The 20,794-nt window shown below is 70.0% G+C and carries 5 protein-coding genes and 2 pseudogenes (1 of these 7 only partly in view); 4 read left to right on the top strand and 3 right to left on the bottom strand.

The window, feature by feature from the left end; translation table 11 throughout:
* The first annotated feature begins 224 nt into the window (after positions 1 to 224).
* Positions 225 to 509: a hypothetical protein gene (locus ACFQ9Z_RS35885; protein WP_383030032.1), complete on the top strand. Its 285-nt coding sequence runs from the start codon at positions 225 to 227 to the stop codon at positions 507 to 509.
* Positions 510 to 1,553: 1,044 nt separating this feature from the next.
* Positions 1,554 to 1,724 (top strand): annotated as a pseudogene (locus ACFQ9Z_RS35880) (GNAT family N-acetyltransferase); the annotation flags it as partial.
* A 34-nt stretch (positions 1,725 to 1,758) separates the two neighbouring features.
* Here ACFQ9Z_RS35880 and ACFQ9Z_RS35875 read toward each other — a convergent pair.
* From ACFQ9Z_RS35875 to ACFQ9Z_RS35865, 3 genes and pseudogenes are all read right to left on the bottom strand, one after another.
* Positions 1,759 to 1,923, bottom strand: a pseudogene (locus tag ACFQ9Z_RS35875) (IS256 family transposase); the annotation flags it as partial.
* A 267-nt stretch (positions 1,924 to 2,190) separates the two neighbouring features.
* On the bottom strand, positions 2,191 to 3,423 hold the full coding sequence (locus ACFQ9Z_RS35870) for a ParB/RepB/Spo0J family partition protein (protein ID WP_383030030.1): 1,233 nt from the start codon (positions 3,421 to 3,423) through the stop codon (positions 2,191 to 2,193).
* On the bottom strand, positions 3,420 to 4,685 hold the full coding sequence (locus tag ACFQ9Z_RS35865) for an AAA family ATPase (RefSeq protein ID WP_383030028.1): 1,266 nt from the start codon (positions 4,683 to 4,685) through the stop codon (positions 3,420 to 3,422). The genes ACFQ9Z_RS35870 and ACFQ9Z_RS35865 overlap by 4 nt, the downstream gene beginning before the upstream one ends.
* 562 nt (positions 4,686 to 5,247) lie before the next feature.
* Between ACFQ9Z_RS35865 and ACFQ9Z_RS35860 the strand changes: the two genes are divergently transcribed.
* Together ACFQ9Z_RS35860 and ACFQ9Z_RS35855 are read left to right on the top strand one after the other, a co-directional pair.
* Entirely contained in the window at positions 5,248 to 5,730 is a 483-nt protein-coding gene (locus ACFQ9Z_RS35860; RefSeq protein ID WP_383030026.1) for a hypothetical protein, read from the top strand.
* Positions 5,731 to 20,794 carry the 5' portion of a UvrD-helicase domain-containing protein gene (locus ACFQ9Z_RS35855; protein ID WP_383030023.1) on the top strand. Its footprint extends 13,634 nt past the window's final position, so 15,064 of the gene's 28,698 nt are visible here — the first part of the coding sequence; the start codon lies at positions 5,731 to 5,733; its stop codon lies beyond the right edge, outside the window.

Raw genomic sequence — 20,794 nt, 5'->3', positions numbered from 1 at the left:
CACCGTCGGCAAGCGCCCGCAGCGCCTTTGCTGAGCTCGACGAAGCGGACGCGTTTGGGGATGGAGATAAGTGTGCTGTTCATGGCGGAGATGCTCGTCCAGCACCGGAGGGCTGTCCACCTCTTTACGGCCTCGGCGGACATGGTGATCGTCCCGGTCGGGTCCATCAGCCGAACCGCCAGGACAGCAGCCCGAAGCTCACTTGCCCCCGAGACCGTTACTGGGTGATGACCCCGGACCGCACGGCCTACGGGTGTGTCCGTGAAATCGCGCTGATAGACAGCCTGCTCACGGTCTCGCTTGAGCCCGGGTGTCTGGATGACTTGGAGATAGAGGACGCCGAGATTGAGGCATTGCTCGATGTGCCGGCTGACAGCATTGACAGGGTGCGCGAGGTGCTTGTGAAGGTGCTGTCCTTTGGATCTGCCCGGCGAGTCGGGCATCCGATCAGCGCCGCGAGACCGACGAAGCCGAGGAAGTGCTTGGCGTTGTGCTTCAACGGCGATTGAGGCGTCGGCAGCTGGCCAGCCAGCTCCCGGTTTTCTCCACGACCCATCGGTGGCGGCCAAGCTTTTGTCAGGACGCGACGCCAGTCGGTCGACGGCCTCTATGGATGGGCTCAGCGCCGTTGGCATCGTCATCGGCGCTGAGCCTGTATGAAGTCGGCCCCTCATCGGCTCACAGGATTCTCGAGCTAGGGGTTTCCTCGCGGCAGACCGAAGTGCCCAGAACCGGGTGACGTGCGTGCTCAGGTGGAGCGACGGCACCGCGGTCTTGCTCTCCAGCCTCATCCGGGCAGGTGATTGCGCGTGCTTTGGGCGCGCGTGGACACGAGCACTGGCCCCGGCAAGGACAGCAGGAGGCGGCACTGGAAGCGATGCGGCGGCAGAGCGCACGGAAGGGGAGAGTCAAGCAGCTCTGCCCATTACAGCGAGACCAGCCAGCGAGGCTCCAAGCCATTACGCCGTAATAGGGTCCGAGGTAGTCGGTGATGGCAAGCAGCGTCCCACGGGCGACGGTGGTCAGTCTCGGCAGGACGCATTCGTGGCGCAGCAGTCGGCCAAGGCCAAGCCGGCACCGTCAGATTCCGCTCCCTGCCTGCCGCGAGCGTGACGTCAGTGCCGACATGCCGGAGCCCCGGAAACTGCTGAGGCCAGCACTGGTTCCGTTCGCGTCGCCTGTGAGGGTGGAAGCCCGTTGACTGCCGCCCGCGGACGCGTGATCGACGCCTTACTGATTGGAGCCTGAACTCACGGCGGTCGTCTGCTGAGGTTGGCTGTTGTCACTTGAGGGAGACCGACTGCCAGCCACCGAGCCCCTTCCAACTTCAGACGACGGCGGATCGCCGCTGTGTCACGGACATCAGGTAGACCCTGGCTACGACGTTCTTGGCGGTGGTCGAGGGTGATGTGGGCGGATGGTGCGTCGATTGAGATGCGCTGACAGACGTGATTCGTGCCCGGTGGTCTCAGGTCGAGATCGACTCGATGCGTCGCAGCGAAGTGCGCAGCCTCGTATGGCGGTTCATTACGGAGAACGGCCCCAGTGAGGCCACCTTCGAAGCCGACGGGCTGGAGCGTCTCGATCTCCTGCATCAGGTGGACAACCTGGCATCGTGCCGGGTTGCGCAGAAGAGCCGCTACGACTCCGACACCGTCCTGCCGGCGGCACCGCCCTCCTTCCCCCGCAATGGCCACCTGCACATACGGCGCACGAGTGCCTGAGGCCCTCCGGCTTCTGCGGATCGGCTGACGCTGCTCACACCGAGAGGGACTCAGGGCGTTCGACGAGGTGGCCGCGTTTGAAGCGGGCCCTGGCACGGACTAGAGCGACGAGGTGGGGTGCGTTCACAGCCCGCCAGCGGGCCTGGGCGGACTCGATCAGCTTGAAAACCATCGCCAGCCCGGCGACCCCGGCTGCCGGTTCCCTCTCAGGGGGGTTGAGAAAGAAGGCGTGCCAGGGCTGCGTACCGGGCGGGCAGCCATCGCGGAAACGGTGACCTTCATCGGAATGTGACGGCCAAGAACGCCGGTGACGTGGGTCGTCAGGTAGAGCGGCTGTACCACGGTGTTGCTCTTCATCCTCATCCGGTCATGTGACTGCGTCCCGTTTTGGGCACCCGTGAAGGCAAGCGAGGCCCCGTTCTTCCACCCTTGCGGGCGAGGAGAACGGGGCCGGTGCTTGCCTCGGTTACTGCGCGGTCTTGCTAGCGGATGCCTCGCGATGTTCTTGGAGGAGCAGTTCCAGTTTCTCCGGGCAGTGCTTGGCTGCTTCCTCGAGCATGCTGCCCAGCAGTTCCAGTGCCTTCTCGAGTCCCGCTTTGTCCCAGCAGCGAGTGGTCATCTGGTGCGTCGCCCGGACGAAGTGCTCGGCCTCCATCCTGGTGGCCAGGTGCATGGCAACGTACGTGGGGTCGTCGTAGGGAAGAGTGCGGGGCTTCCGCTCGATCGCGACGTCTGCCGGCGGCTCCTGCTCTCGGGGCTCCGGGATGGCGGTGTTGGCGTCAGGCTCGGTGCCAGGCACGGGTTCCGGCCGTTCCTGCTTCGCTTTAGCCGGTGGCTGCATCACGGATGTGTTCTGCCGAGGCTGACTGTCATCAGACGCGGGATGTTGCTGGTCGTCACCGTCCTCCGGGGGCCCTATTACGCCGTAATGGCTCTGGGCCTCGCCGACCGTGCGCGGCGTAGTGGGGGAGGGTTGCTTGGCTGCTCCCTTTCGCGTGCTCTGTCGCTTCAGCTCTTCTAGGGCTGCTTCCTGCTGCTCGGGCGGCTTGTTGCCCACCGCCCGCAGAAGCGTGATGGGCTCTGTACCGATCCGAGCCTGAAGTTCCGGTGTCAGGTTCAGGAGCGCCAGACGCTGGGAGATCCAGCCCTGCGACTTGTGTAGGCGCTTCGCCAGAGCGGATTGCGAGCCGTGAATGGACATCAGGCGTTCGAGAGCGCGTGCCTCGTCGAGTTCAGCGAGGTCGTGGCGGTGGATGTTGGCGACCAGTGCCGATTCCAGCAGTGATTCGGAGTCCTGGCCCTGTTCATCGTTGACCCAGACGCTCAGGTGCGTCAGGCCTGCTTCGCGGGCGGCGGCCAGGCGGCTGCTGCCGTCGATGACCACGTGGGTGGCCTGAGGATCTAGGTCCTTCTCACGAGCCGGGTTGGCCTTCACATAGGCGTCCCGGTTCATGACCGTGATGGCTTGCTTCTGCCCGTGCTGGGCGAGGCTGCCCGCCAGCTCGGTGAGGTCGCCGAGGTTGGAGCGGGGGTTGTCGGGGTTGGGGCTGATCCGGTCCACGGGCAGCTTGGTGGGCGGTGCGACGCCTTCTGTGGGGACCCCGGTGGCCGCGGCGACTGCCTGGCGGCGCGCGCTGACGGGGGCTGCGGTGCGGCTTCCGAAACGGCCGGCTCCCAGAGCGCTGGCCTTGTTGGTCACGAGATCTCCCTTGCGAGTGCGCGCATGCCGACCGACTGCTGGCAGCGGGGCGCGTAGGAGAGCAGAGGCCGCTTCACGCGGACGGCTTCTTTCTGCTCTTTCAAGTCTCCGATGAGGCCGACGACCCGGGGGTCTTTTATGTCGACCCAGCCTTGAAGGGAGGAGGTGGCGATGTATCCGCGGCGGCCGTCGTAGAGGTTGACGACGATGCCGAGGTAGTCGAGGACCAGGCCGAGGTCGTTGCTGAGGTCTTCGATCTGGGTGGTGAGCAGGTCGTAGGCGTCGGCGCTGCTGTCTTCGGCTTGGACGACGATGAGGGCGCCGGACTTTCCGGCTTCCTCTCCGTCGCGGCGGCGGCCGTAGTAGGCGGCTGCGTCCATGCTGAGACCGAGGCTGGGCGGGCAGTCGACGATGATGACGTCGTAATCAGCCTCCAGTGGGGCCAGAGCTCGCTCGAGGGCGGCTTCGCGGGCGCGGACGCTGGAGAGGCGGACGTCCAGGAGGAAGGCGTCGTTGCAGGCGGGCAGTAGGTGCAGTCGGTCGCCGAATGTCTCGGGTTCCACCGCGATGATGAGGTCCCTCAACTCGCCCTTGGGTGTACCTCCCATGTGGTTGGTGAGGGAGTCGCCGTCCATGGGTAGCGGTGAGCCGCCGAGCTGGTTGGTGAGGTGGCTCTGGGGGTCGAAGTCGACCAGCAGAACCCGCATGCCGGGTCCTGGAAGGTTCTCCACGTCCAGCGGATCTGCGTCAGCCGGGCTGACGTCCTGCCCGTCGTCGGCAGCGCGCAGAGCGTCGAGGAGCTGTTTGGCAACACGGACCGGGTGGAGCTTGTCGGGGTCCTCCGCGAGCGCCTCGCCCAGGCCGGCGGTGATGGCGGTCTTGCCGACACCGCCCTTCTGGTTGCAGACGACGATGCGCCGCGTGATCGCGGGCCGTTCGACGTCCGGGGAGGGGTTGTTGTCCAGCCACAGCTGCACGGACTGGGCTAGGCCCTGGATGAGCGAAACGTTGCGGTCGTTGGCGATGCTGCGGAACTCGTCCCACTGCCCTGACGGAAGGAGGGTGGAGAAGGAGTCGGCGCCGGCGGTGTCGATGCTTCCGGGAGTGGACGCGAGTCGGCACCAGTCGTCGATGCCCTGCTCGACGGCCTGCTGAATCTCGAGACCGTGCTGGGCGGCCCTGACTTTGAGGTTCTGCCGGAGCCATCCCGGCAGCTTGGACACGACCTTCTCGCGGTCGCTCGACGTGGCTGGAGAACTCATGCGAGATACCTTACTAACGCGCAAGATCGATTCAAGCACCGGCACGCTAGATAGGGAAGGTTGGGTCGCAGAAGCTCGACGATTACGCCGTAATGGCCCGCAGGGCAGCCCAACCAGCGCCCGTCCCTTGGACCGGCCATGCTCCACCCTCCACCCGCTAGGAGCTCCCGAGCGAGACGCCCTCATCGGTCGGACAAAAGGGGCCGCCCGCCGCGGACTTCGACGTAGCCGCAGTCCAGCTCGCCTCAACCGCCTTCGGCACACCGGCGGCCGGCCCCAGCATCGCATCGCGACAGGCAGCAATGCCCCCGCGCAGCGCTGTGCTCACCTGGCAGAGCCCCTCGCCCCCTCCAGGAGCAAGCGAAGCCTCCACTCCTCCCGTTCCATGGCGCGGACCGGAGGTCAAGATCCTTCTCTACTCAGTCCCGCACAAAGGGATGCAGCAGCTCAAGCCCGTTCTTCAGGCTCTTCCACGCCAAGCATCGATGCTGGTGGCGCAGGAGGAGCCTCTCTGAGTCCGTGATCGTTCTGCGCTGCCCACCGGATGTGGGGAGTGGTGGACGTGAATCAGTACGGGCGGCGTGCGCAGCAGCACTGGCAGGAGTTCCGGCCCGGGCGCATCGCGGAGATCGATGATCCTGAGGCGTTCTTCACCGAGCTGGGCACTGATGTTCAGGACGAGGTGCGGATCCGCTGGACCGCGGAGCGTGTGAACACGCCTGGCGTGGCGGGGGAGTCCTTCCTCGAGCGGGCGGGCCGTCTGGAGCAGTCTCGCCGCGAGACCGAAGCCGAGGTGCTGCGCGAGCTCGTACTCCTCCCTGCCGAGGACGACGTCGACCTGGCCGACGACCCGCACCTCAGCGCAGCCGAGGTGACCGAGGAGCAGTGGCGCGAGCAGCACCTGCACGACCTGCTGGCCGGCCGGAGTCGACCGCGGGACTTCAGTGCTGCGGAGCGCGAACGGCTTCGCACTGGCGCTGTTCCGCGTCTGCTGGAGCTCACCGGCCTCTCTGATGAAGCCCTTGCCCGTCAGGGGCTGCTGTAAATGGCCGCCCAGGAGGAGGCGGCATTCCGCCCGGAAAGCCAGAACGATCTCGCTCCGGCCGCGCCGATGGCCCGCTTGGAGGCGAACCTCGCAGCGCTGCGGGTGCTGCGTCGGATCCAGGCTGAGGAGCGGGAAGCGACCGGTGAGGAGCGGCGGGTGCTGGCCCGTTGGTCGTCGTGGGGTGCGCTGCCCAACCTGTTCGCTCCGTCGCGGGAGCGGACCAAGAGCCACAGGCAGAAGTATGAGGCTGCCCAGGCGGAGCTCCGGGAACTGTTGAGCGAGGCCGAGTACCAGGCCGCGCGGCGTACCACGCTGAACGCGCACTACACGGACGCCGCGTTCGTGAAGGTCATCTGGCGGGCGTTGCAGGCGCTCGGGTTCAAGGGTGGTCGTGTGCTGGAGCCGGGCTCCGGGGTGGGCACGTTCATCGGGATGGCCCCCGAGGGGGCGGAGATGACCGGTGTCGAGCTCGACCCGGTGACCGCGGCGATCAGCCAGGCCCTGTATCCGCAGGCCCGGATCCTGAACGAGGGCTTTGAGAAGTCGCGGGTCAAGACCGGCGAGTACGACGCGGCGATCGGCAACGTGCCCTTCCACTCGGCCCGCCTCAGCGACCCCCGTCATAACCCGGGGAACTTCCCCATGCACGACCACTTCATCATCAAGGCCCTGGAAGGTGTGCGGGTCGGGGGAGTGGCCGCGTTCATCACCTCCACCGGCACCCTCGACAAGTCCTCCAAGGCCGCCCGCGCGGAGATGGGCGAGCTCGCGGACCTGGTGTGCGCGATCCGGCTGCCCAACGGCGCGCACGCCGCGGCTGCCGGCACCGACGTGGCGACCGACTTGCTGGTGTTCCGCCGCAAGGCGCCCTCGCACAAGAAGCAGGGCGCGGTCTTCGCGAAGACCGAGGAGGTCAAGGCCGCTGACGACAAGCGGATGGACGTCAACGAGTACTACCAGAAGCATCCGCGCAACGTGCTGGGCACTCTGGTGCCTGGGCGCGCCCGGGGCGGCAAGCACCGCCCGGAAGTCCTTGCCCGCGGGGGCGACACCGCCGCGCGCCTGGACAGGGAGCTGCAGCGCGAGATAGCGGCCGCTGTCGAGGCCGGCCTGGGGATGACCGAGAACCCGGTCCGGCGGGAGGGGGAGGTGCAGGGCCCTGACGCACGGGAGCTGTTCGGGGAGAACGCGGAACGGTTCGACGGGCGGATCATCCCACTCGCCGACGGCAGCTTTTGGGCGGCGCGGCTGGAGGACAGCGAGCCGCATCCCTGCCCCAAGACCCAGCGCGACGAGCTCAGGATGCTGCTGCTGATACGCGACGCGGTCTCGGAACTGCTGGACGCGGAGACCGATCCGGATGCCGACGAGGCCTGGCTGACCTTCTTGCGCTCGACCCAGAACGCGCACTACGACGCGTACGTCGAGAAGTACGGGCCGGTCAGCCGGTTCACCCGGCAGGAGCGCACCCGCAAGCTCACCTGGGACGACGTACCCGAGGAGCTGTCCGAGCAGCTGATGGACGCGGCCTTGGAGGTGACGGGCCGGCTCGGCTCGAAGCAGCAGGCCGCGATCGACAACCTCGGCGACGGCGTGATGACCGAAGCCGACCTCCAGGTCCTCCTCGGCTGGGACGCCACCAAGACCCCGGCCGCGTTGCGCGAGCCGCTGGCGGACCTGCAGGCGGTGCACGATGAGTTGCGCGACGCCGGGAAGCTCAAGGTCTGGGCGCGGGTCCCGCCGCCACAGGGCGGTTTCGCCGATGACCCGCACGCCCCGCTGGTGTATGCGCTTGAGGACTACGACGAGGAAACCGGCAGCGCCCGCAAGTCCGAGATCTTCACCCAGCGCGTCGCCGCCCCGCGCACGCTGCCCGAGCGGGCGCAGACGCCCGAAGAGGCCGCCGCGATCAGCCTCGACCTGCACGGACAGATACGCCTCGATGTCGTCGTCCGGCTGCTGGATCTGGACGGGGAGCAGGCAGCGCGCAACGCGCTGATCGGGGTGGTGTTCGAGGAGCCCCACACTGGGCGTCTGGTGCCGGTCGCCGAGTACCTGTCAGGCAATGTCCGCCTCAAGCTCTCGCAGGCCCAGGACGCCGCCGCTGTCGATCAGCGGTTCGTCGCGAACGTCGCGGCGCTCACCGAGGTGCAGCCCGAGGACGTGCCGCCGGGGGAGATCCGCGTCAAGTTCGGCGCGCCCTGGGTGGACGCCTCCTACGTGCAGGAGTTCCTGCGCGGGCTGCTGCGCGATGAGTCGATCAAGGTGGAGCGGGCCGCCGGATCGACGTGGACGGTCGACTGCCGCACCGAGCAGAACGTGATGACGACCGCGGTGTGGGGCACCGAGGCGATGAACGCGGTCCAGATCGTCCGCGCCCTGCTCAACCAGCGGCCCATCCGGATCGTCCCCTCCTTCCCCGAGGACGCCACCGCCGCGGAGAAGGCCCGGATCCGGGCCGAGGCGATGACGGCGACGACCATCGCCAACAAGTACGCGGAGCGCATCAACGAGGAGTTCCGCACCTGGCTGTGGAAGGACGAGGAGCGCGCCGAGCACCTCGCCACCGTGTACAACACCCGCTTCAACAGCTTCGTCCTGCGCAACTACGACGACGCGCCCAAGCTGTCCTTCCCGAGGTTGTCCACCGAGTTCACCCCCCGCCCGCACCAGCAGGCCGCCGTCTCGCGGATCCTGAACGAGCCGTCCGCGCTGCTCGCCCACGAGGTCGGCGCCGGCAAGACGCTCGAGATGTCCATGGGCGCCATGGAGCTGCGCCGCCTCGGGCTCGCCCGCAAGCCGGCGATCGTCGTGCCCAACCACATGGCCGAGCAGTGGACCAGGGAGTTCCTGCAGGCCTACCCCGGTGCGAAGGTGCTGACCGCCTCTACCAAGGACTTGTCCACCCGCCGCAAGCGCAAGCGGTTCGCGGCCAAGGCCGCCACCGGCGACTGGGACGCGATCATCATGACGTACGGCGTCATGAAGGCGATCCCGCTGTCCGCCGCCGAGCACGAGAACTACATCGCTAAGCAGCTCGCCGAGTTCGACCGCGACCTGGAGCGGCGCCGCGCCAAGCTCATCGCCGAGGGTGAGGACCCCAACAGCGACGACACCGTCAAGGAGGTGGAGGGCAAGAAGCTGGTCCGCGAACAGGCCCTGCGCGCCCGGATGCGTTCCATCCGTGAAGGCGGTCTGAGCTGGGAGCAGCTCGGCATCGACTACCTGTTCGTCGACGAGATCCACAACTTCAAGAACCTGTACAACCCGTCCAACAACGCGGGGTTGTCGATTCCCGGGTCGATCCGCGCGACCGACCTGCACATGAAGCTGGAGTACATGCGGGCCAAGTACGGTGCCCGCGTGATCACCGGAGCCTCCGCGACGCCGGTGGTCAACTCCATCGCCGAGGCGTACGTGTGGATGAAGCTGCTGCGCCCGGACATCCTTGCCGCCGAGGGCCTGGAGAACTTCGACGACTGGGTCGCCAACCACGCCGAGATCGACACCAAGATCGAGATCGCGCCCGAGGGCGGCCTGCAGACCAAGTCCCGCTTCGCCCGGTTCACCAACATGCCCGAGCTGCTGACGGCCTGGTGGGTGCCCACCGACGTCAAGACCGCCGAAGACCTCGGGCTCCCCGTCCCCGCGGTCTTCGGCGGCGGCCCGCAGATGATCAAGTGCCATCCCAGCAGCGTGAACGCCGAGATAGCCGAGATCGCCAAGTCCCGCGCTCGCGACATCCGCTCACGCGCGGTGGACCCCAGCGAAGACAACATGCTCAAGCTGGCGTCCTGGATGCGGCAGGCCGCCCTCGACCCGCGGCTGATCGGCTACGCCCTCGACCCCAACGAGCAGACGAAGATCTCGATCGCCGCCGACAAGATCGCCGAGCTGTACTTCAGGCACAAGGACGACGTCTACCAGGGTCCCAAGGACGAGGCGCCCGACGAATTGCCCGGCAGCCTGCAGCTCGTCTTCGCGGACCTGGGCACTCCCTCCAAGGAGGCCCTCAAGCAGGGCAAGTGGACCGTCTACGACGGGCTGTTCATGGAGCTTGCCGCCCGCGGTGTGCCCACCGACGGCATCCGCTTCATGCAGGAAGCCCAGTCCGACCGGGAGAAGGCCGCCCTCTTCCGCGACGCCCGCAATGGCAAGATCAGCGTGCTCATCGGCAGCACGGAAACCATGGGGACCGGGACGAATGTGCAGCGGCGGGCGATCGCCGTGCACCACCTGGACTGCCCTTGGCGGCCCGTCGACCTGCACCAGCGCACCGGCCGCGTCGTACGTCAGAAGAACCTCAACTACGACCTCGGCCGCGAGGTCCACGTCTACAACTACGTCACCGAGAACTCCTTCGACGCCTACGTGTGGCAGCTCGTCCTGGGCAAGGCCAAGTTCATCCAGCAGCTGATGTCCGGCAAGCTCACCGACCGCACCATCGAAGACATCGCGATGGACCTCAACGAGTACATGGTCGAGGCCGTCGCCATGGGGGCCGGTGACCCGCGCCTGCAGGAAGTCGGAACCCTCCAGAACGAGATCCTCGGCATGGAGGCCGAGAAACACGCCCACAACGCCGCCCAGTACGGCCTGCGGGACACCATTCGCACCGAGACCCTGCGCGCCGAGCAATTGGACGCCAGCATCGCCTGGCTCACCACCATCCTCGGCGACGGCAGTACGCCCGGCACACGCCGCTCCACCCGCGACACCGACTTCTCCATGACCGTTGTCGAGCGCACCGGCACCAGGCGCACCTACACCAAGCGCAAGGACGCCGCGCGCGCACTGCAGTTCCGGCTCATCGACGCCATCGATGAACTGCGCGGCCAGCGCAACCACCCGCCACTGGAGGTCGCCGAGCTCGGCGGGGTGCCCATATTTGCCCGCCTGGACTTCCTCGACCTCCACCTCGACTTCGGCGCCGGTAAGCCCGTGCCCGTCGACCGCAAGAAGCTCACCGCCGACCCGGCGTCTGTCTCCGGCACCATCCAGTCCCTCGAACACCGCCTCGCCCACCTCGAGGACGACCTCGCCCTCGCCCAGGAGCAGCACGCCCACGCGCTCGCCGAGGTTGCCAACGCGCAGCAATACCTGGGCACCGTCTACCACGACGACGAGAGTCTCATCGAGGCCAAGGCCAAGCTCGCCGCCCTGATGGCCGAGCTGGAAAGCGAAACAACGGTCCAGAGCAGCGGCCCCGCCGGCGCCGTGCCCAGCTACGCGGGCGGCGCCGAGGACGGGGCGGCCATGGCCCGCTCCGGAGGGGGCGGAGGAGGCGGCGGGCGCTCCCGCAGCCGCTCAGGCGGCAGCGGTGGAAGCAGTGGCGCGTCCGCCGACGACCCCATGGGAGGGGACGAGGAGCAGGAGGACTTCCCCTGCTACACCGACCGGCTCGGCACGCTGATCGCTGAACGGCTGATGGCCGAAGCTCTGCGCGCGGTCATCGAATCCCACCCTGACGCCGCGACCAGCCCCGGCGCCCGCAAGCTCACCAAGGCCCTGGCCCAGCTGCACGAGGAGAGCCGTAGCCTGCGCGCCAAGCGCCTGACGGGTGAGGTGCTGGCGCCGGCCGCCGCGATCGTGCCGCCCGACCTGTGGCGCACCGCCATCGAGGACGCCACCGAGGCGCTCGGCAAGAACAACCCCATGGCCACCGACCTCAAGCGGCTCGGCCGCCTGGCCGCCCTGCACGAACAGCGCTGGAACGCCACGCTCACCAGCCCGCAGGCGCTGGCCCAGTGGGAGGACTCCGCCGAACCCCGCCCAGATCAGTCCGGCGCCGAGGACGGCCGCGAGTACGTCCGCCTCGACGACTTGGGCCTGTCCGCCAAGTACACCGTGGGCACCGAATCCGTCGCCGCGCACGCCCTGCTGCGGCGCCTTATGCAGGACAGCCCCGCCCTGCACGCCGTCAGCAGCGAAGGCCGCCACCTCACCGCCCGCCGCCGCGACGGGGACCGCCTCGAAGCTGTCGCCAACGACGCCCGCCTCACCGGCCTGGCCCGCCGCACCGCACCGTCCGCTGCGGGCGCCACCGAAGCCCCCGCCGCGGTGATCCCGGCTGCCGAGAACTCAGCCGAAACGCCAGCCCAGACAGCCGCCGAGTCCCCTAACACCACGGCCCCGCCGGCGGCAGCCGACGAGCCTGCACCCGCCCCGGTCGGCACCAGCGTGCCGGCCGCGCCGGTCGCGCAGCCGCCCGCCGCCGTGCCGCCGCCCGTCACTGCGCCCGTCTTCGCCACCCAGCGGGAATGGAACCAGGCCTTCATCGAGGTGGAAGCCGCCGAGCTCGAGCTCAGCCGCGCCGCCGACCAGACCTGGGACCACGGCAGCATCCCGCGGGCCTTCACCCAGCTGCGCCACGATCTGTTTGAGGCGGTCGCTGCCCACGAGGACCGCGACGGCCACGACACCGATGCCGCCCTGACCAAATCCCTCCAGCAGGCCGAGCGGCTCCTGCGCTCCCTCAAGCGCCGCGACCGCGACACCATGCAAGCGCCCCTGAGCCACTTCACCCGCCTCGCTCGCACCTTCCTCGACCGGCACCGCGCCACCCTGGCCCAGCAGGCGGGCGAGGACGACCTGGGTCGCATCATCGAGGACCGGGCACGCACCCAGTTCGAGGCGTTCATGGCCACCTGGACGCAGAACAATCAGCCCCTCATCCAGGCCATCCGCGACGGCGACGAAGACACCGTCCGCGCCCTCGCCGCCGCCGACCCCACCGCCAACGCCGCCCCTGCACCCCAGAGCCCTGCAACCACCCCTGCCCTAGCGGCGGAGCCCTCAGCCCAGTCCGGGCAGGACACGGCCACCAGCGACGACCCGGACCAGGACCGCTGGACACTCGGAGAAGATCGTCCCGCACCGTACGCCACGGACAACCAGTATGACTCCGCCGCCAACGCACGCGAGGCCCTGCACGCGCTGTATGACCTGTGGCGGGAAGACTTCGAACAGGACCTGCCTGCGGAGCCGGCCGAAGAGCTCGGCCTGGCCATCGCGGAGTTCGCTGCCTCCTGGGAAGAAGCCCAGCGAGCCCCCGCCGCGGATTGGGGCCTCCAGCTCCAGGCGTACACCCGGGTCCAGCTGGCCGCCGAAGCGTTGGCCGCGCAGCCGGACTTCGCCCCCAGCGACCGCCGCACCACCAACGGCCGACTGCGCCACCTCGCGCGCGCCGCGGCCCTCCACGTCGACCGCCTCGCCCACACCCCGCCGCCCGAGCTTGATGAAACGTGGCTGCGCGAGACGGCCCGGCGTTTCGAGGCACCCTATGCGAGCGCGGCCGAGGTCCAGCAGGCCCTCGACGCCTTGGCGGAAGCCGCCGCTCAGAGCACCACCCCAGGCGGACTCGCACGCACCGGGGCGCAGGTTGCCCTCTTGAAGGCCCGGGTGGCCGCCGCACGGATCCCGGGCGGCGCCGACGCGCACCTCCAGGCCATGTATGGCCTCGCCCGCGCCACCGGGCTCACAGACTTGAGCCGCGCGAGCGGCAAACTGCCCACCCACCTGGGGCGTCTCGCCCGGACGGTGCTCACCGATCCGGACCTGGCCGACACCTTCCTTGCTTACGGTCCGCGCTCCCTTCAGGTTGCCTCTCGCGACCTCGACCCGGCAGCGCCCTATGCGCGCACCGACGGGCGGCCCGAGCGCGAAGAGCTGGAGGGCTCGCACAGCGCGCGCGTCAGCGCTGCTCGCCGGGCTCACGCCCAGCTCCGGCCGAAGAAGGCGGTCACCGAGCGGCGTCTGTCCCGGCTCCTGGAGGCGATCGACCGCCGTCCCCTGCACACCTCCGAAGGTCTCATCGACCCGGTCTGGCCACACCTGCTCGACGAGGCGGCTCAGCTGGCCCGCCAGGTGGGCCGCGAACACGAGGAGGAGGGCTACCGCGCCTACCGGGAGAACGACTTCCGTGACTTCGCGACCGAAGCCACCCGCCACGCACGCCGGCTGCACGCCACTCTCATCGAGACCGACGGGCACCTCGACGCCGAGCTGGACGCCCTCATTCAGCAAGCACTGGCCGACCCCGAGCTGCTCGCCGCGATGGGCACCCCCGCCCACTCGCTCACCAGCCACGCTCCCGTGCCCTACGCGCCGGCCCTGCTGGATTGGCTGAGCGCACGCGCCGAGCAGATGAGCCCGCTGCTGCGCCACGCCCTGCACGCCGACTTCACCCCGCGCGGCTTCATCGGCGCCTTCGCCCGCGTGGCGGCCGCCGTCAGCCAGCACGCCACCGGCACCGAGCCCGCGCGCACCGGCGGCTGCCTCCCGGTTCCGCCCCAGTGGCAGCGGCACGCCGCGCTCATCGACCGGCTCCTGGATGCCGCCGCGATCGACCCGCGCACCCTCGGCCTCACCGTCAGCAACGAACCCCTGGATCGGCAGGTCGTCGACCTGGTCCGCGACTGGATCCAGGAGCAGGTCGCGCAGGGGCTTGGCACGCCCGGCGACGCACACGACGACGCCCTGATCGACGCATTCTTCGGCGACGAGGCGGCGATCGACCTGCTCGCCGCCCACGTCACCGCGCACACCGCGCAGAGCGCCCGGCTCGCCCTGCAGCCCGCACCCGACACCCTGTACGCGATCCAGCGCGGCCGCGAGGTGTTCGTGTGCCGGGGCGAGGAACTGCACCAGCGTCTCGGCTCCGACCCCGGCCTGCGGATCTCCTGGCAGGGCGAAGACCCCTGGACCCTGTGGTCACGCGACGGGGGCCGCTACGGCACCCTCCAGCCGCTGCCCGCCCAGGAGGACGCCACGCGGTTCATCTCCACCGCCAGAGGCCTGACCGTCAGCGGTGCCCGGGCCCTCCTCTCCAACCACCCCCGCGACTGGCCCGGCCTGTTCGACCTGCACACCGACACCTTCACCGCACTCATCACCTACGCCGCCACCGCCCCGCAGCCGGCGGCCGTGCAGGCGCCGGACGCCAGCACCCTCGTACGTGCCGAGCAGGCGGGGGAGTGGGCTTTGGAAGTCCTCCACCCCACCCCCTTCCCGCCGGGACCGGAGGCCGTCCAGGCCGCCGACCTCCTCCTGTCCGACCTCGGGCAGTGGCTGGCCGAGCACCGCTCCCTGATCGAAGACGTCACGCCATGGCACGCCCAGGCCACCGAGGAGACCCTGGCTGACGCCGCCGCGAGCCTGCCCGAACCCGGCGGGAACGGCGGACCGGCAGAGCACTGGCAGGCGATGTCCGAGGCACACCAGCACATGCTGCTCCTGCACGGCGAACTGACCGACAAGGGCGAGGCCCGCCCGACGCACCAGGCCCTCACCCAGCTCACCACCCTGCTGCGGCACAGCGACAACTACCTGACTCGCGCCGCCGCCCGCGGCATGCCCGACATCCGCCGCGCGTCCTTGCGCGAAGCCGCCGGGAAGACCGCCTACACGAGCCCGCGGGAGGCGGTCATCGCCCTGGCCGACCTGCAGGCCGCCTGGCGCGAGTGGACCGAAGAGGTCGGCCCGCTCGACCAGCTCCCCTCGGAGGAGCGGCACTCCGTCATCGCACTGTCCGCCCTGCTGGATCCGCCCAGGCCCGGCGCGACCCCCGCCAGCTGGGTCGCCCTGCTGGACCAGGTGCTTGACATCACGCGCCTGCGGGCCGCGGAGGTCTCCGACCGCATGCTCGGCTGGCAGGCGCTGGACAGTGTGGCCACACAGGTGTGGCGGCAGTGGACGGCCACCGTCGTCAACGAACCCGCCCTCGCCGCGGCCGCCGCGCGCCAGAGCGGCATCCTGCAACTGACGCGGCCCGAACTGGACCCAGCCAATCCCCCCACCAGCCACGAGGACTTCACCGCCCGGCACAACTACCTCATCCGGCTCGCGCAGCGGGCGACGGCATCCGGCGCGCTGACGCCCGACGAGTCAGCCGGCGAGCGGACCCTGCTCCGTCTCCTGGAGCACCTGACCGGCGAGCACGGTGCCCCGGCCGCAGGCGTCTCCCCGGCCCTGCCCGCCCTGTGCCATCAGATCAGCGAGCTGACACGACAGGTATGGCACGAGCAGTCCGAAGAGGGCCAGTTGGGTCACGGCGACCTGCTGATGACCTTGACCAGCACCGCGGCCCGGCACGCCAAACTCACCCAGAGCCTCGTCGACGAAGCCGAACCACAACTCCAGCAGGAAGTCGCCGCCCTCACCGAGCAGGCCTGCACCGACGAACAGCTGCTGTCCACCATCCACTACCACGCCTCCTCGACCGCCGAGATGCCCCAGGCGCCAGCCCTGTGGGCGTGGCTGGAACAGCGCGAGCCGGACATGTCGCCCCGCCTGCGGCGCGTCCTGCACAGCGACATCGGGCCGACGGGCAACTTCGTCGGCCTGTTCGGCACCATGTGGCACACCCTGCGCGAAGCCGCTCCCACCAACGCGGCAGGCCAGCTGAGCCCGCTGCCCGCCGCCGGCACCGACCTGCCCAGCCCGTGGCAGCCGTGGGCCGAACAGGTGGCCGAGATAGCGGACGCGGCCAGCAGCGACATCGCCCTGCGTCTGCGTCTGACCGGCAGCCTGGGCGATGACCCGGACGACCTGATCAGCCGCTTCACCGAGGAAACCCTCGCCTCGATGCAGGACCACGTCCCCGCCGGACTGCTGCGGCTGTACTTCGGCGCAGACGACGCGCCCACCACCGCCGCCGAACACCTGCACACCTACCTGGTCAGTGAAGTCACCGCGCGACTGAATGCCGCGAACGCCCCCGCCGTCGCCCCTGGTGCTCCGGTCCCCGCGGCCGCCCTGGCCGCCTGGCACCTTCCGGACCCGCAGGGCATGGGGGATGCCGAGGACCCCTACCCCGACCAGGCCGCCGCCCGCACCGGAACCCTGCAACTCGTCGCCGCGCTCGGGGAGTTCACGCGAACCTGGAGCGGACAGCAGTACGTCAGCGAGAAGGCGGTCAAGGAGATCGCCGACGAAGCGGCCATCGCGCTGTGGCAGGACGCGACCGCCGAGCAGATCGGCATGCGCCCCGATGCCGCGCGCTGGTGCCGCACGCTCGTCGACCTCGCCCATGCCTTCCAGGCACGCCTCGAAGACGACGGCATCCACGAGCGCAGTATCAGCGCGCTCGCCTCGGCCGCCTACGAGCACGCCGCCCGCATGCACGTCACCGCCGAAACCCTGGCGGCCACGGGGGAGGAAACCTGGCCCAGCGGCATCGACAGCGGCGAGCAGCAGCACGCCCGAGTCCTCGCTCAGACCATCGCTGAGCACCTCCCCGCCTCCCAGCTGATGCGCACCGCCGGCTCCCCGACCTGGGACGACACCGTCACCTACACAGCCGCCGAGCTGTATGCCCTAGCCCTGCGCACCAGCACCCAGAACCCGGTCTGGGACAACGGCGTCCTCACCATCACCCGAAGCGACAGCGCGCCGCAGATCTTCACCCCAGTGGGCGAGACGGCCGGCGACACCATGCGCCTGGCACTGCGCCGCCCCATCGGCGCCCCGCTGGAGGAGCGCAACCAGACCTTCCAGACCACCCTCACCGAGCCGATCACCACCGAAGCAGAACTCGACCAGGCCGGCGCCGCGCTTCACGCTCTGCACAAGGACGCCGTGCGCCACCTGCGTACCGTCCTCACAGACAACGAGAAGATCACCGCCTTCGAGCAGGCCCTGCCCTTCATCGGCGGCGCCAGCAGCTGGCACCAACGAGCCGCCCAAGCACGCGAGCTGGCCAAGCAGAGCGCCCAGACGCTCCGCGGCGTCGAAGAAGTGATCGGGCGGCACAGCGGGCGGCGCCACACGGCGCAGCCCGCCCACCACGCCCTGCGCCTGGTGGGGCAGGCCGCCGACCGGCTCGCCGAGCACTTGGTGCCCGACCGCCTCAGCACCACGGGCGAGACCTACCCGGCCCAGGAGATGCAGCAGGACCAGGAACGCATCTCCGCGCTCGCCTACCTCCTCGACCATCTGCCCTTCGACGACAACATGCCGATCGAGGCCAACCGGGACCTTGCGGCGGCCCTCCGCCTGCGGGACGGGCACCGAGACGTCGGCGGACTCGCCGGCGAGCTCCACCGCCACCAGAAGATCGCGACCGCAGCCAAGGCCGTGCTCAACAACAGCGGCCCCCAGCGCGGCTTCTTCGCGCTCGCGCTGCACAACCTGGCACGCCACCACGTCGACCGGCTCGGCCGCCACCTGCTCACCCTGGCCGCCGACGGAGCTTCCGCGCACCGCGCACCCACTCCTCCGGCACCGGCCGCCCAGAGCGAGCCCGTGCCGCAGGGCGCTCAGCCCTACACCGACGCCGCTCAAGCGCTCGCCGCCCAGGACAACCTCCTGGAACTGGTACACGCCGCCGTGCTGGAAGGCCAGCGGCCCCTGACCCACGGGCATGCGCCCATCGTGCTCGCCCAACTGATGCAGGCACGCGAGCACGGCATCGTCTACAGCGATCACCCGGCCTTGGCCGCGTTCGCCGAACAGGCCCGCGGCCAGGCACATCTGTACCGCCTCGACCATGTCGGCGACGGGAGTGCGCTCGAGGCCGCGGCTCAGGCTGCCTCCACGCACGCCGGGAACCTGGCCGCCACCGAGCGGGACGCCAATCCCCGTCTCCAGCTTGCGCTGCTCGAACTGCGCCGCCGGGCCGAAAGCGATGCCGAGCTCGCCGCCCATGCCGACTCCGGAGCCGAGCCGGAGGCCGCCCGGCAGGCCGCGGTCGCATGGCTGTACAGCACCGCGTGGCATGAGGATCTGCCCGCCGCGCAGATCACCCTGCTCACCGATGTCATCGCCCGCAGTGGGGGAGACATCCTGGGCGACGGGCCGCTCGCCGCATGGTGGCAGGCGCTTCGGGCCGCCCGCCCGGCCGCCGTCGCCGCGGCACTGCACCGCGAGTTTCCCGGTGGCATGGTGCGCCGGTCGATCACCGCGTTCCGTAACCGGCGCGCCTCGCTGCTGGACCAGATCGAACGGGTCCTGGCGCTGGATCCGGTCCGCGAGAAGCTCGCCAGCCCGCACACCGACGATCTCGGCGCGGCGGCGCTGCGCCGCCCTGCGCGCATCCTCGCCCGCGACGAGAAGCTGGACATGCGAGGCGATGCCTACCGGGCCACCCTCGATGTGGCCCGGGCCGCCCGCTACCTCGCCGAGCGCGCCGCGCACCACCAGCTCCCCGAAGCCGCCCAGGAGGTCATCTCCGCGCTGGTGGCGCCGGCGCAGGAGCTGGCAGCCGACTGGGTCGCCTCCGCCGACGAGCCCCGGATCTTCCCCGACGGTGAGCAGGCCCCGCTGTGCCCGCCCTCCCCGGCCACCGCGCCCACCGGCACCGTCACCGCAGCCGAACGCAGGCTGGCTCAGGTCCTGGAAGCCAGCGGGCTGGTGCCCGCCGCATGGGGCGGCGGCGGATACACGCTGGCCCCGCAACTGGACGGCACCGTTGCCATCACCTTGACGATGATGCCGTTCGAGGCGCCCAATGAGCGCGACGCCCGCATCTGGAGCTTGCACACCCTGGGCTGGCAGCCCGTCATCGTCGAGGAGGACAACCCGCGCAGCGCCCACCGCGGCGAGGCCCGCCACGTCACCGTCACCCCGCCCCGCGGCCTGGACGCCGAACGCCATCACCTTGCCACCGAAGTCCACGCCATCCTGGACGCCCGCCGCCGGCGCACCGACCCCACCGAGACGTTCCAGGTGCGTCCGGCCACCGAACGAGACTTCCCCGGTGCCGCTGCCACCGCGGCCGTCATCGCGACCGGGCGTTTCACCCTCGACGCCGACCTCAAGCGTGCCGGATACACCACCGAACGTCTCGGCAAGCGCAGCGTGGTGGTGCGCTGGCCCCAGGGCGCGGTGCCGATCGGACCGGACAGCCCCGCTCACACCACCCGGCCCGCCGCGGTGCGCCTCGCCGCCGTCAAGGCGGCCCTGCGACCGCTGTACACACAGCTCACCGACCTGTTGTCCGCCGGACAGGACCGGCATCCGGGCCTGGTCGACCTCGACGACCTCGCAGGCCTAGACGCTGAACTGACCGTGCTCGACCAGGACTTCTCCCTGGCCAGCAACCCGCCCGGCATCCTGGACCAGTCAGCCCGCCGCCACACCCTGCAGAACACCCCCGCCTACCGCCTGCTCGACCTCCTTAGGCGCGATGGCGCACGCTCCAACGAGGACCTCGACCGCGCTCTGGTCGAGGCACACGGGCCAGGCGCCGACCGTTTCGTCCACGGCCTCGCCGCCACGCTGCAGCACCTGCTGCACGACTACGCCAGCGGCCGGGACGACTTGGCTCGCACCCAACTTGCCAACCCCCGTCCCACCTGGGAGGAGGAACAGCGCACCCGCGACCACACACCCACCCCGGCCCCCGCGGCGGCCCAGACGAACAGCCCGGCCGCCCGGCCGGCGGCCCGTCCCGCGGCGTCCAGCGACATGGCGCGTGCCGAGCGCGACGCCGTCCCCGACGCGACCGACGACCAGCAGAGCGCCCTCCCACCGGCGGGCGGCGGCGCCGGACACGGCACTTTGCCGCCTCCCGCGCCCGGCGGCAACGACGAACCCGAACAGCCCACCGAGGGTTCCCGTGGCGAACAGCCGGTGTCCGTCACGGCGTTCACCCACCGCAAGCAGATCAGCGCGCCGCGCCGCGCTCTCAACGAGGCGATCCGGGCGTTGGCCCGTACGGACCACTTCGAGCAACGGTCTAGCCAGGCGGGCCCGGAGACGGCGCTGAGCGATGCCCTGACGCCCTTCACTCAGGTCTCTCTGCGTAACCCCGGTGACTTCCATGCGGCCGTCGAAGGCGTCCACGCGGCCGTCACCGCCGTGAAGAGCGCCTGGCAGGACAGGACGATGCCCGAGGACGCCGCCCAGGCACTGTCGGAGCTGGTGCAGGCAGCCGACTCCTTCACCGCCGCGTGGCGGGCCACCGCCACCTCGGACGCCTGGGAATCCCTGTTCGACGGTGCGCCGCGACCCACCGGCACGCAGGCACAGCCGGCACCGGCCGCCGCCTCCACGCCCCCGGGCCAGCAGCCCGAGAGCCCTGCCGTACCTGAGGGTGTTGAGGTCGCCGACTGGGCCGTGCCTG

Origin of the sequence: Streptomyces sp. NPDC056580 (genome assembly GCF_042793175.1) — a bacterium.
Classification (GTDB): Bacteria; Actinomycetota; Actinomycetes; order Streptomycetales; family Streptomycetaceae; genus Streptomyces.
The sequence above is the reverse complement of the archived record's forward strand: the minus strand, read 5'-3'. Positions and strand labels throughout refer to the sequence as shown.

Excerpts from the sequence above, each read along its gene's own strand:
- ACFQ9Z_RS35865 (WP_383030028.1), bottom strand. The coding sequence starts at position 4,685 with ATGAGTTCTCCAGCCACGTCGAGCGACCGCGAGAAGGTCGTGTCCAAG.